The sequence below is a fragment of the Mesorhizobium sp. WSM3873 genome (genome assembly GCF_001672445.1).
GTDB lineage: Bacteria > Pseudomonadota > Alphaproteobacteria > Rhizobiales > Rhizobiaceae > Mesorhizobium.
In genome coordinates this window covers 187,706-200,837 of the sequence record NZ_LYTM01000045.1, presented here as the reverse complement: position 1 = coordinate 200,837, position 13,132 = coordinate 187,706, and the positions used below count along the sequence as shown (strand labels likewise).

The following is a 13,132-nucleotide window of genomic DNA, read 5'->3' as shown; positions in this document are numbered from 1 at the left end:
TCAGAGCGAGTCAGTGATTCGTCGCCGATTCGTTCCAGACTCGTTCCAACGGTTAATCGGCCGCGGATTTTGACCTTGCCTGTCGTCGCGCCATCTCTTGATGGGAACATTCCGCTTTCGCTTCGCGTCTGAAATCCCTATGTGTGCCCTGTCACACGCGGCGGCACCGCCGCGTCCCCGACAACAAGCGGCAGAAAGCCTCATTTCCGAGCCGATGAATATCCAGCCGAAACCCTCCCAGCCGCTGATCCTTTCCGGCCGCGACGTGACGGCCGTGCTCGGCCCCACCAACACCGGCAAGACCCATCTCGCCATCGAGCGCATGGTGGCGCACGACACCGGCATCATCGGTCTGCCGCTGAGGCTCCTTGCCCGCGAGGTCTATACGCGCGTCTGCGAGAAGGTCGGCGCCAGCAAGGTGGCGCTGGTCACCGGCGAAGAGAAGATCGTGCCGGCGAGCGCGAGATATTCCGTCTGCACCGTGGAGGCGATGCCGCGAGAGACCGATGCCGCCTTCGTCGCCATCGACGAGGTGCAGCTCGCCGGCGACCTCGAACGCGGCCACATCTTCACCGACCGCATCCTGCATCTGCGCGGCCGCCAGGAGACGCTGCTTCTGGGCGCCGCCACCATGCACGGCATCCTGCAACGCCTGCTGAAGGGCGTCTCGGTGGTGACGCGGCCGCGGCTGTCGCATCTTGCCTATGCCGGCTCGAAGAAGCTCACCCGCCTGCCGCGGCGCACGGCGATCGTCGCCTTCTCCGCCGACGAGGTCTATGCCATCGCCGAATTGATCCGCCGCCAGCAGGGCGGTGCTGCCGTCGTTCTCGGCGCGCTCAGTCCCCGCACCCGCAATGCCCAGGTGGAGATCTTCCAGTCGGGCGACGTCGACTATCTGGTCGCCACCGATGCCATCGGCATGGGCCTGAACCTCGACCTCGAGCACGTCGCCTTCGCCCAGAACCGCAAGTTCGACGGCTACCAATACCGCAACCTGACCGCCGCCGAGCTAGGCCAGATCGCGGGGCGTGCCGGCCGACACCTGCGCGACGGCACCTTCGGCGTTACCGGCCAGGTCGATCCGTTCGACGAGGATCTGGTCAAGAAGATCGAGGCGCACGATTTCGACCCGGTGAAGGTGCTGCAGTGGCGCACCGCCGATTTCGATTTTGCCAGCCTCGATGCCCTGAAACGCTCGATCGAGACCAACGCGCCGGTCGAAGGGCTGACCCGGGCATTGCCGGCGGTCGACGCTCAGGCGCTGGAACATTTGTCGCGCGACGCCGACATCAGGACGCTTGCCACCGGCAGGGAGCGCGTGGCGCTGCTGTGGGAGGCCTGCGCGCTGCCGGACTACCGCAAGATCGCGCCCGCCCAGCATGCCGACCTCATCGCCTCGATCTACATGGACCTTGCACGCCATGGCCATGTCGATGAGAATTACATGGCCGAACAGGTGCGGCGGGCCGACACCACGGATGGTGATATCGACACGCTGTCGCACCGGATCGCCCAGATCCGCACCTGGACCTTCGTCTCCAACCGACCGGGCTGGCTGGCCGATCAGCTACACTGGCAGGAAAAGACGCGCGAAATCGAAGACAGATTGTCGGATGCGCTGCATGAGCGGTTGACGAAACGCTTCGTAGACCGCAGGACTTCCGTCCTCATGCGGCGCCTTAGAGAAAATACCATGCCTGAAGCTGAAATCAGCCCAACCGGAACCGTGCTCGTCGAAGGCCATCACGTCGGCGAACTGCAGGGATTCCGCTTCACCGCCGACCAGAGCGCCGGCGGCGAGGACGCCAAGGCGGTGCGCACCGCTGCCCAGAAGGCGCTCGCGGCTGAGTTCGAGGCGCGCGCCGAGCGCTTCGCCGCCTGCGCCAACGGCGATCTGGCATTGGGCTCGGACGGTGTCCTGCGCTGGATCGGCGCGCCGATCGGCACCCTGGTTGCCGGCGACGAGGCCTTGAAGCCGCGCCTTGTGCTGCTTGCCGACGAGCAGCTCACCGGCCCTGCCCGCGACAAGGTCGCAGCGCGTGCCGAGCGTTTCGTCAATTTCCAGATCGAGTCGCTCTTGAAGCCGCTGGTCGATTTGAAGAACGCCGAGCAGCTCACCGGCATCGCGCGCGGTATCGCCTTCCAGCTCGTCGAGCATTTCGGCCTCATCAACCGCCGCGACATCGCCGAGGAAATGAAGTCGCTCGACCAGGAAGGCCGCGCGGCGCTGCGGCGTCTTGGCGTCCGCTTCGGTGCCTACCACGTCTTCGTGCCGGCGCTGATCAAGCCGGCGCCTGCCGGGCTGGTGACGCTGCTCTGGGCGCTTAAGAGCGACGGCAAGGACAAGCCAGGCTTCGGCGACGTGGTGCATGCGCTGGCATCGGGCCGCACCTCGGTGGTGATCGATCCTGCTTTCGACAAGACGTTCTACAAGCTCGCCGGCTATCGCAATCTCGGCCGCCGCGCCGTACGCGTCGATATCCTAGAGCGGCTGGCCGATCTCATCCGACCCGCGACCAACTGGAAGCCCGGTCTCGGCCAGCGACCGGACGGCGCCTATGACGGCCACGCCTTCATGGTGACGCCGCCGATGATGTCGATCCTCGGCGCCACCGCCGACGACATGGAAGAGATCCTCAAAGGCCTTGGCTATCGCGCCGAACCGAAGCCGGCGGCGGAGGTGAAGGCCAAGCTCGACGCGCTGGACAATGCCGCCCGCGAGGCCTCCGCTGCGAAGCTTGCGGCGGAAGAGGCCGCGCGTGCTGCACAGGCGGCAGAGACGGACGCCGTGGCAACCGACAGGGTTGCAGAGGCAACGATCGAGGGATCCGAGCCGGCTGCCGCTGTAGTTCCTGCCGACGCCATCGCGGAAGCCGCGAGGGAGCCTGACGCGAAAGACCCGGCGGAAGCGTCGGCTGCGGTCGCGGAAGAGGCTCCGCCTGTGGAGGCCGCCGCAGCGGTGGACGCTGCAGCAGCGTTTGGGTCGGCTGAAAGCGCCGACGCCTCCACCTCGATGGGGGAGGTCGCGGCGGGAAGCGACGCGGGTGGGGCTGACGGCGCCGACGATGCAGACGGCACCAACACCGCCGACGCCGGCGCTCTCCACGAGGGCGAAGGCGGTGAAGGCGCAGAGCCCCCCGCCGAACCGGAAGAGCCGAAGCCGATCCTGCTGTGGCGGCAGGCGCGCTTCGACCATTCGCGCCCGCGCCACCGCCATGACAATCGCCGCGACAATCGTCCGCGCAACGGCCAGGCTGCAGGCGATGGCCAGGCGGCTGCCACGGGTGGCCAGGCCGGCGATCGGCCAGCCCGTGAGGGCCGCCGCGACCAGCGCGACGGGGCCGGCAAGCCGCGCTTCGACCGCTCGAAGTTCAAGCCGAGACCGGAACGCGAAGGCGGCGAACGGCGCGAAGGCAGGCCGCAGGGCGAGCGTGCCGATCGCCACGAGGGGGGCCGCCGCGAGGGCCGGCCGGACTGGAAAGGCAACAGGCAGGACGGCAAAGGCAATGCCGCGGGCGGCAGCAAGCCGGCCTTCCAGGGCAAGCCGCGCGAGGAGCGTCCGCAGCGCTTTGATCCGGATTCACCCTTTGCCAAGCTCGCCGCCTTGCGCGACCAGCTGAAGAAATAGCCTCGGCCGGTCGCGATGGTTGGAGAAGGCCGCCAGCGCATCGACAAATGGCTGTTCTTCTCGCGTGCGGTGAAATCCCGGTCGCTGGCGGCGAAGCTCGTCGTTGCCGGGCGCGTCCGCATCAATCGCGACAAAGCAGCGCAGGCCTCCGATCTGGTCAAGGCCGGCGATGTGCTGACCATCACGCTCGACCGCCGAATCCTTGTCTGGAAGGTGCTTGGGCCCGGCGCCCGGCGTGGTCCTGCCGACGAGGCGCGGCTGCTTTACGAAGATATGTCGCCGCCGCCGACGCCCAAGGGCGAGGCGGTTCCTGACGCCATTCCGGCGCTGCGCGAAGCCGGCACCGGCCGTCCGACCAAGCGGCAGCGGCGGCAGACGGACCGGCTGCTCGGCGAGGACTAGAAGATACGACGGAACCTCGTCGCGGCAGGCGCGCGGAATTCCTTTCCGCGATGCCGGCTCAGGCGGGAAGTCCTGCCCTTGCAAGCGGCGGGCAAAGGCGTTACCTCACCAAAAAAGCCCAGCAAATACGGGACGTCCCGGAGCCTGCGATGACCTATGTCGTGACCGACAATTGCATAAAATGCAAATACATGGACTGCATCGAGGTCTGTCCGGTCGACTGTTTCTACGAAGGCGAGAACATGCTCGTCATCCATCCTGACGAGTGCATCGACTGCGGCGTGTGCGAGCCCGAATGCCCGGCCGACGCGATCAAGCCGGACACCGAGTCCGGGCTCGACAAATGGTTGCAGGTCAATTCCGAATACGCGGAGAAATGGCCCAACATCACTGCCAAGAAAGAGCCGCCGGCCGACGCCAAGAACTTCGACGGCGAGGCCGGGAAGTTCGAGAAGTATTTCTCGCCGGAGCCCGGCGAAGGCGACTGACGGCTGGGCCGGGCAAGCCGGCATGACGCCACGTAAGAGAGCCGATACAATTGCTGTCTTGACAGCCAGCGATGGCGCGTGGCGTTAGCGAATGCAGCAAAACCTTGATTCTTCCGACTTTTTGTGTTATATCCGCGAAACATGCCGGTGACACAACGTCGATTTATGGCGCTAACGCCCCAAATCACTGAAAGGTGAACTTTTCAAATCCGGACCAGAGCGATCTGGGGCAGGCAATCGCATTCGTGCGGTTTGTCGGTCCCGGCTTTTTCCGGTGAGTTCACTTGTTGTGCGGCTAAAGATCGGCTTCCGCCGATCGTCTGAGTTCAGCCGGCGCCGCCATGCCGGCGCTACAACTAAGGAGTTCAGGGCGTAATGGCAACGATCACCCCGCAGAAGAAGTCCACCGCGGCCCGTCACGGGTTCAAGACCGGTGAGTTTATCGTTTATCCGGCGCATGGCGTCGGCCAGATCGTGGCCATCGACGAGCAGGAAGTCGCGGGTCACAAGCTGGAGCTGTTCGTCATCGATTTCCAGAAGGACAAGATGCGGCTTAAGGTGCCGGTCGCCAAGGCGACCTCTATCGGCATGCGCAAGCTCTCGGAAGAGGATTATGTCGATCGCGCGCTGAAGGTCGTGCAGGGCCGCGCCCGCATCAAGCGCACCATGTGGTCGCGCCGCGCGCAGGAATATGATGCCAAGATCAATTCCGGCGACCTGATCTCGATCTCGGAAGTGGTGCGCGACCTCTATCGCGCTGACAACCAGCCGGAGCAGTCCTATTCTGAGCGCCAGCTCTACGAAGCCGCGCTCGACCGCATGGCTCGCGAGATCGCCGCCGTCAACCGCATGTCGGAGACCGAGGCGGTTCGCCTCATCGAGGTCAACCTCAACAAGGGTCCGAAGCGCGGCGCCAAGGCCGACAACGAGGAAGCCGAGCAGGAAGAAGCTGCCTGAGCATTCGCCTGCCGAACAACGAAGAACCCGGCCTGGCGCCGGGTTTTTTGTTGCGCGCAATATCGGAAGGTCGGCGCTGCCCTCATCCGCCTGCCGGCACCTTCTCCCGTATAGTGAACGGGGAGAAGCGAGATGACGGCGTCGTTGGCGCCCATTCTGAAACGTTGGCGATTGGCGAACTCTCTGATGAAAGCGTCCTTTCTCCCGTCACTATACGGGGAGAAATGCCCGGCAGGGCAATGAGGGGCAGCGCCAACTTATGAAGGAATCGTACCTGATCCCCCGCCCCCGCCTTCCTTCCGCGCCTCCTCCTGCCGCAGCGAGGCGATGAAGCGCTTGGTCCGCTCGCGCTCGGGGTTGTCGAACACGATCGAAGCCGGGCCCTTCTCGACGATCGAGCCGGCATCGAGGAACACCACCTCCTGCGCGATCTTGGAGGCGAGTCTCAGATCATGCGTGGCCATCACCATGGTGGTGCCCTCGCGGGCCAGTTGACCCAGCACGTCGACCACTTCCTGCGCCAGCTCCGGATCGAGCGCCGAGGTCGGTTCGTCGCAAAGCAGCACGCGCGGCGACGGCGCCAGCGCCCGGGCGATCGCAACGCGCTGCTGCTGGCCGCCTGACAGAGTCGCCGGCCAGGCATCGGCCTTATGCGCCATGCCGACCTTCTCGAGCAGCGCCATCGCCCGCTCGCGCGCCCGCGCCTGCGGCCATTTCAGCACCGTCACCAGCCCTTCCATGACGTTCTCGATCGCGGTGCGATGCGGAAAGAGCTGAAAATTCTGAAACACCATGCCGGTCTGCAGCCGCACGCGCTGAATGTCCGCTGCCGGTACCTTGGCGCCCGGCCGAAATTCCAGCGTCTCGTCGCCGATGCGCAAAGTGCCCGAGGTCGGAATTTCCAAGAGGTTGATGCAGCGCAAGAGCGTGCTTTTTCCGCCGCCCGAAGGCCCGACCAGCGCCGTGACGCTGCCTTCGTCGATGCTGACGGTGACACCTTTCAGGACAAGATTGTCGCCGAAGCGCTTCTCGATGTTGGTAAGGCCGATCATGCATTGGCCTCCAGGAAGCCGCCATAGCGGTTGAGCCGCACCTCCAGCCGCGCCTGCAGAGCCGACAGCACCGAGCTCATCGCCAGATAGAGCGCCGCCGCCTCGACATAGAGGATCAGCGGCTCGTAGGTGGTGGCGACGATGCGCTGCGCAGCCTGGAACATTTCGGGCACCGTTATTGCCGCCGCGAGCGAGGTGTCCTTGACCAGCGATATGAACGTATTGGAGAGCGGCGGCACCGCGACGCGGCCCGCTTGCGGAAGGATCGTGCGCCGCATCGCCTGGCTCCAGGTCATGCCGATCGAATAGGAGGCCTCCCACTGCCCTTTCGGCACCGAGCCGATGACGGCGCGGATGATCTCCGACGTGTAGGCGCCGATATTGAGCGTGAAGCCGATCAACGCTGCGGGAAAGGCATCGAGCAGGATGCCCACCGACGGCAGGCCGTAGAAGATCAGGAAGAGCTGCACCAGGAGCGGCGTGCCGCGAAAGATCCAGACATAGAAGCGCACAAGCGCGACCAGCGGTTTCGGGCCGAACAGCCTGATCAGCGCCGTCACCAATCCGGCCATAAGCCCCAAGGCGAAGGACAGCAGCGTCAGCGGCACGGTGAAGATCAGTGCCGCCCATAGCAGCGTCGGCAGCGACTCCAGCATCAATTGCAACCAGTGCGGCACGGAGCCCTTCTCCTTTCCGGACGCTGCGACCCTCTGGCCGCATGCCGAGCGACTATCAGGTAAAAATCGGCGGGCCGTCAAAGACGGCCCGCCGGAACTCAAGCAAAAGGGATGATTGGGCTTACTGCGAGACGTCCTGGCCGAAATATGTGTCGGCAATCTTCTTGTAGGTGCCGTCGGCCTTGATGTCGGCCAGCGCCTTGTTGATCGCCGCCACCAGTTCCGGATCGCCCTTGCGCACGATGACACCGGAATAATCGGCATTCTCTTCCTGCGCGGCGATCTTCACATTGGCGTCGGGCTTGTGCTTCTTGAAATCGAGGAAGGACAGGCTGTCGTTGATGGTGGCGTCGGCGCGACCGGTGAGCAGCAGCTGGATCGACTGATCGAAGCCGTCGGTGCCGACCAATTCGGCGCCGTTCTTCTCGGCGAGCTTGCCGAAATTCGAGGTCAGCGACTGCGCCGCCTTCTTGCCCTTGAGATCCGCGAATGTCTTGATGTCGCTGTTGTCGCCGCGCACGATCAGCACCGCCTTGGAGGCGATGTAGGGATCGGAGAAATCATACTTGGCCTTGCGTGCGTCGGTGATGCCGACCTCGTTGATGACGGCGTCGTAGCGGTTGGCATCGAGCCCCGCGATCAGGCCGTCCCACTTGCCCTCGAGAAACTGCACCTTGACGCCGAGCTTCTCGGCGATCGCCTTGGCGATCTCCACGTCGAAGCCGACCAGGGCGCCGGATTCGTCATGATAGGTGAAGGGCGCGTAGGTGCCCTCCGTGCCGACCTTGATCACGCCTGCCTGCTTGATCTGGTCGAGATTGGTGCCGGCATGACCGGCTGTGACTGCCAGAACCTGCAGCGTTCCGGCGACGAGAAGCGATTTGAGCCATTTCATTTTTCTGTGATCCCGTTTTGACCGGTGCCCCGGCGCATGGTGAGAGCCGCAAACTGGCAGATGGAAGCTCAAGAAATAAGGAACCAGATTTCAAAAATCGACCGTTCCAGAAATCCAGTTCTCAACACCAGCGAAAAATCCGCCAAGCCAAGCCTCACGGATCGATAACAGAAACGTTTTCGGCAGGCATATGCATCCGCCGGCACTACGGAACCATTCGCGCTTCTGGCACGTTGCTGGCTGTTGTAGGGCGCTGCGACGTCATTTCAACCGTCATCCAGTGCAACGACCGCCAAAAGGAGCCGGCATGATCGAGGATGTGGCAGGACGGACACTGGTCCGGGCGGCAATGAAGGCTCCCTATCTCGAGCGCGACGAGGAGCATCTCCTGGCCATACGCTGGAGGGAAAAAAAGGATCAGGACGCGCTGCATCTGATCACCGTCGCCCATATGCGGCTGGTGATTTCGATGGCTTCCAAATTCCGCCACTACGGTTTGCCGCTCGGCGACCTCATTCAGGAAGGCCATGTCGGCCTGCTGGAGGCGGCTGCCCGCTTCGAGCCCGCCCGCGAAGTGCGTTTCTCCACCTATGCCACCTGGTGGATCCGCGCCTCGATGCAGGACTATATCCTGCGCAACTGGTCGATCGTGCGCGGCGGCACCAGTTCCGCGCAGAAGGCGCTGTTCTTCAATCTGAGGCGGCTGCGCGCGCGCCTTGCCAACGGCGCCGAGCCGCTCTCCAATGCCTCGCTTTACCGCGAGGTTTCGGCCGCGCTCGGCGTGCCGGAAGCCGACGTGGCGATGATGGATTCGCGTCTTTCGGCCCCCGACAGCTCGCTCAACACCCCGCTTGCCGACGAGAACGGCGCCGCCGAGCGGATGGATTTCCTGGTCTCGGAGGATCCGCTTCCCGACGAGGTCGTCGGCGAAACTATCGACGTCGAGCGCCGCGCGGTCTGGCTGAAGAGCGCGCTCGGCGCGCTCAATGCGCGCGAGCTGCGCATCATCGAGGAGCGCCGCCTGAGCGACGACGGCGCCACCCTGGAATCGCTTGGCGAGGCGCTCGGCATCTCCAAGGAACGCGTCCGCCAGATCGAAGCCCGCGCCATGGAAAAGCTGCGGGCGGCGCTGGTGAAGCAGAACCCCGAATTCCTGGCGGAAGCCGCCTGAAAGCCGAGGCAGCGACTCGAAGTCGTCAGGAGGCCATCAGTCAGCCATCCCGGCGGCTTTTCTGCATCCATAGCCATGGATTGTGAATTCTTTAACAGACCCTCGCGGCGTAAACTGTCTTCCTGACTGCACAACTTTAGCGGATGGGGGTTTGCCATGCTGCGATGCTGCGCGTTCCTTGCAGCCCTGGTTCTCGTGTGCTTCACCGCGTTCGAGGCTCGCGCCGATCGAAGGGTTGCCTTGGTCATCGGCAATGCCGAATACCGAAATATTCCGGCTCTCAAAAACCCGGACAAAGATGCTCAGGACGTCGCGAACACGTTCCGGCTGGCCGGCTTCGACGTGTTCGTCGCAAAGGACTTGACCAAGCTTCAGTTCGAGGAGCGGTTCCGCAACTATCTCGCCGCGGCGGACGGTGCGGATCTGGCCGTCGTCTACTATTCCGGCCACGGTTTTCAGATCGGCGGCGAGAATTTCCTGATCCCCGTCGACGCGTCGCTGAAGGATGCCGCCGACATCGAGGTCCAGGCGATCAAGCTTGACGACGTGCTGGAGCAATTGCGTTCGAAAGCGAAGATCCAGGTGATCATCCTCGACGCCTGCCGCAACAATCCGTTCCCCCGCCAGGATTACTGGCTGAGGGACCAGCTGATCGTCGCTGGCGACGCCGGCCTTGCGCAGGTGAAGAGCTCACTGAACACGCTGATTGCCTTCGCCACCGAGCCAGGCGCGGTCGCCTATGACGGGCGCGGTGCCCTCAGCCCGTTCTCATCTGCCTTTTCGCGCCACGCGTTGGCGCCCAACCAGGAAATCCGCACGGTGATGGCGGCGGTTCGCCGCGACGTGGTCAAAGCCACCAACGGCAAGCAGGTTCCGTGGGAGAATTCCTCGCTGGTCGACGAGGTGGTGCTGATGCGCCACGATGACGCCGGGGGTCAGGAGGTCACGGCCAAGCAGAAGCAGCCGGATCCGGAGAGCGGCATCCACCTCACCGGCGCCGCCGAGGCGATCGAAAATCGCGATATCAGCATCCCGGTTGGCGTCGGTCCGGTTCCGCTGAAGCTCGATTTCCCGAGCAACGACCCCGCGGTGCGCCTGAAGCTTGCAAGCTATCCGGCAACGGGAACGCTGTCGCTGCCGGACCGGACCCTGTCTCCGGATTCCAGCCTGATGGCCGGTGAAGTCGATAATTTGCGTTACGAGCCGCAGATCGGCTCGGCTACTCCGGTCCAGATTGGCTTCCAAATCCGCGGCGGCAACGCGTCCAAGGCAGCGATGATGAAGCTGTCGCCAAGCGTCGACCCCTGCGACCAAGCGGCGGGCGCACCGCTCGACCTGCAGGGCGTCGCGTCCGGCCGTTTGCAGAACGAGATCGCCGGCGAGGCCGCTGAGGCCTGCCAGGCGGCGGTGAAGGCCTACCCCGACGTCGCTCGGTTTCGCTACGAGCTTGGGCGGGCGCTGCTGGCGTCCGGCAAGGTCGACGAGGCCAGGAAAGCTATCCAGGAAGCTGCCGACAGGGGGCACGTCCGCGCCATGTTCGAGCTCGGCCATATCGCTTCGTCCGGAATAGGACCGGCCGCGGACTCCGCGAAAGCGATCAGCTTCTATTCAGAAGCATCCGACAAGGGAGACCCCTATGCGATGGCCGCTTGGGGGCGAGCCTTGTTCAATGGTGTCGACGTCGAGCAGAATACCGACAAGGGATTGGACCTGCTGCTCAAGGCGGCGGCCATGGGGCACGTCAACGCGATGAACGATCTCGCCGTGATCTTCAAGGATGGCCGCAACGGCGTGCCCGCCGACGAGGCCCGCGCCTTGGCTTTCCTCAAAGCCGGCATCGCGCGGCAAGAGGCATATTCGATGAGCATTCTCGGCCTTCCCGCGCGCAGCACCTTAACGGTCGCAGTGTGCAAGCCCAAGGTCGTGACGAAAATAGTCACCAAGGTAAAGGTTGTCCGCACACCCGCGCCGAAGACGCCGACGGTGACAGTCCCGACAGTGGTCAAACCACCTCAGACCGATACCGGACCGGCGCCCTGGCGCGGCAGTAGCGGCGATCATTCGGGGTCCGGCGGCGGCCAAAGTGGTGAGGGCAGCGGGGGCAGCACCGGCGGCCAGAGCAGCCCTGAAGGCGGCAGCAGTGGCGGGCTCTGATTGCTGCGGCAGCCGCGCGCCCGCCGAATAGAAGCGCGCGGCTGATTCGTTGCGGAAGCACTTGCGCGGATGCCGACCCTACTTGTCGGTGACGATCTTGACCTTGTCGCCGGCCGACACATTCGCGCCCGGCGACATTGCGTTGAGCACCCGGAACAGGTCGAGCTTGCGGTCGACGCCCACCATCTGAGCGGCAAGCGTGCCCATGTTCTGGCCGGGCTGCACAGTGACAACCCGGATATGCAGCGGCTTGAGCGCCGCCTTCTCGGCCGCGCTCAACGTGCGGAAGGAGCCGCTGACGGAGCGCGCGACAGGCTCCAGCGCGGTGCTGGCCGAGGGTGCCGCAGTCAGCAGCCGGTAGACCTGTCCGCCGGCCCGGATGACCGCGATGTCGAACTGCCACCCTTGCGCGCTGGCATGCGCCATCGCCGCCTCGTTGCCGTTGACCGTTTCCTGGCGCACGCTGGCATCGTCCAGTCCGGCGACCCAGCCGCTGCGGATATAGTCGGTGAGCGACACCGACTTGTCGATCGCCACGCCATCGAAGCGGATGGCGATATCGCCCGGACCGGTCGCGGTCACCGCGGCCGCCGAATTGTCGATGACGAAACCCTCGGGCACTGAGAACGACACGCCAAGGCCGGGATGCAGGAAGGTCTGGCCGCGCACATAGCCCTCTTCCGGCGTGTCGCCGTAGAGCAGCCCGTCTATGCCGGCGAGAAAGGCATCGCGGTCGCGCGTGCCGACGCCGGGCGGTCCGAAGTTGCGGGCGAGTCGCTGCGCCAGCTCGATGCGCTGCGGCGTGTTGGGATGCGTGGCCAGGAAGTCGAGGCTGGCATCCGTGGCGCCGCTGACCGAGCGGAAATCGGTATAGGCCGACATCGACTGCAGGAAGCGGCCGGCCGCATAGGGGTCATAGCCCGCTTCGCCGATCGACTTGATGCCGATCGCGTCGGCCTGCAGTTCCTGGTTGCGCGAAAACTGCGCAAGCCTCAGCTTGCCGCGGATGAGAGCGGCCTTGGCGGTCGGGCTGTCGCCGAGCACATCGGAGACGACCTTGGTCGCCAAGCCTTCCTCGGCCTCGAGCTGCTGCCGCTGCAACCCGTGATTGGCGGTGACGTGGCCCATCTCATGCGCGATGACGGCCGCAAGCTCGGAGGAGTCATTTGCCAGCGCCAAAAGTCCGCGCGTGACATAGAGATAGCCGCCCGGCAGCGCGAAGGCGTTGACGTTGGGCGAGTTGAGGATGGTGATGCGATAGGTCTGGGTCGGATTGGCCGAGACCACCGTCAGATTGCCGACGACCTTGGCCACCATGCGCTCGAGCTTCGGATCGGAATATTCGCCGCCATAGGTGGCGAGAATCCGCGGATGCTGCGCTTTGGCCATTTCGGCCAGCCTGGCGTTGGCGACGACATTGTCGACGGTGATCGGCTTGTCGGAGGGCTGGAAGCCGGACTCCTGCACGTCCGGCGGCGTGAACATCTGGCAGCTCGCCAGCGCCACGGCAAAGCCGGCCATCGCGAAAAATCGCGCCAGCGGCTTAGTCCATACTCTCTCGATGCCGGCCGTCAGATCGGCTTCCTTTCGTAATCTTTCGGCAAATCACGGCCCACTCGGACCAGCATGGCCGGACCTAGCCACACTCCCCCGGACAAGGCAAGCAAACGCCTGATCACCCGCGACCGGTTTGGCCGTAAATTATGTC

10 protein-coding genes are annotated in these 13,132 nt (G+C 64.5%); 6 read left to right on the top strand and 4 right to left on the bottom strand.

Annotated elements, in window-relative coordinates:
• Positions 1-214: 214 nt before the first annotated feature.
• The 4 genes from A9K71_RS23900 to A9K71_RS23885 all read left to right on the top strand — a co-directional run bounded on the left by A9K71_RS23900 (position 215) and on the right by A9K71_RS23885 (position 5,475).
• A complete protein-coding gene (locus A9K71_RS23900) occupies positions 215-3,628 on the top strand; it encodes a helicase-related protein (RefSeq protein ID WP_067001882.1) in 3,414 nt (1,137 codons plus the stop codon).
• Positions 3,629-3,643: 15 nt separating this feature from the next.
• Positions 3,644-4,030 carry an RNA-binding S4 domain-containing protein gene (locus tag A9K71_RS23895; RefSeq protein ID WP_067001879.1) on the top strand — a complete coding sequence of 129 codons (387 nt, stop codon included), beginning with the start codon at positions 3,644-3,646 and terminating at the stop codon, positions 4,028-4,030.
• A 149-nt stretch (positions 4,031-4,179) separates the two neighbouring features.
• Positions 4,180-4,518 (top strand): ferredoxin FdxA, encoded by a 339-nt coding sequence (gene fdxA / locus A9K71_RS23890; RefSeq protein WP_067001876.1) that lies wholly within the window; start codon positions 4,180-4,182, stop codon positions 4,516-4,518.
• A 375-nt stretch (positions 4,519-4,893) separates the two neighbouring features.
• The gene (locus tag A9K71_RS23885; protein ID WP_040974338.1) at positions 4,894-5,475 is read left to right on the top strand and encodes a CarD family transcriptional regulator; all 582 of its coding nucleotides are present in this window, start codon (positions 4,894-4,896) and stop codon (positions 5,473-5,475) included.
• A 257-nt stretch (positions 5,476-5,732) separates the two neighbouring features.
• Here the strand turns inward: A9K71_RS23885 and A9K71_RS23880 are convergent, their stop codons facing one another.
• The 3 genes from A9K71_RS23880 to A9K71_RS23870 form a co-directional block, all read right to left on the bottom strand.
• Positions 5,733-6,527 (bottom strand): amino acid ABC transporter ATP-binding protein, encoded by a 795-nt coding sequence (locus A9K71_RS23880; protein WP_067001874.1) that lies wholly within the window; start codon positions 6,525-6,527, stop codon positions 5,733-5,735.
• Positions 6,524-7,204 carry an ABC transporter permease subunit gene (locus A9K71_RS23875; protein ID WP_067001871.1) on the bottom strand — a complete coding sequence of 227 codons (681 nt, stop codon included), beginning with the start codon at positions 7,202-7,204 and terminating at the stop codon, positions 6,524-6,526. Before A9K71_RS23875 ends, A9K71_RS23880 begins: the two co-directional genes overlap by 4 nt.
• A gap of 121 nt (positions 7,205-7,325) precedes the next feature.
• A complete protein-coding gene (locus A9K71_RS23870) occupies positions 7,326-8,099 on the bottom strand; it encodes an amino acid ABC transporter substrate-binding protein (protein WP_067001868.1) in 774 nt (257 codons plus the stop codon).
• A 307-nt stretch (positions 8,100-8,406) separates the two neighbouring features.
• On the opposite strand from A9K71_RS23870, the gene A9K71_RS23865 reads away from it, so the two are divergent.
• On the top strand, positions 8,407-9,270 hold the full coding sequence (locus tag A9K71_RS23865; protein WP_067001865.1) for an RNA polymerase factor sigma-32: 864 nt from the start codon (positions 8,407-8,409) through the stop codon (positions 9,268-9,270).
• 156 nt (positions 9,271-9,426) lie between these two features.
• Entirely contained in the window at positions 9,427-11,424 is a 1,998-nt protein-coding gene (locus A9K71_RS23860; protein ID WP_067001862.1) for a caspase family protein, read from the top strand.
• Positions 11,425-11,502: 78 nt separating this feature from the next.
• Here the strand turns inward: A9K71_RS23860 and A9K71_RS23855 are convergent, their stop codons facing one another.
• The gene (locus tag A9K71_RS23855; protein ID WP_067001859.1) at positions 11,503-12,945 is read right to left on the bottom strand and encodes a M48 family metalloprotease; all 1,443 of its coding nucleotides are present in this window, start codon (positions 12,943-12,945) and stop codon (positions 11,503-11,505) included.
• Between the last annotated feature and the right edge of the window lie 187 nt (positions 12,946-13,132).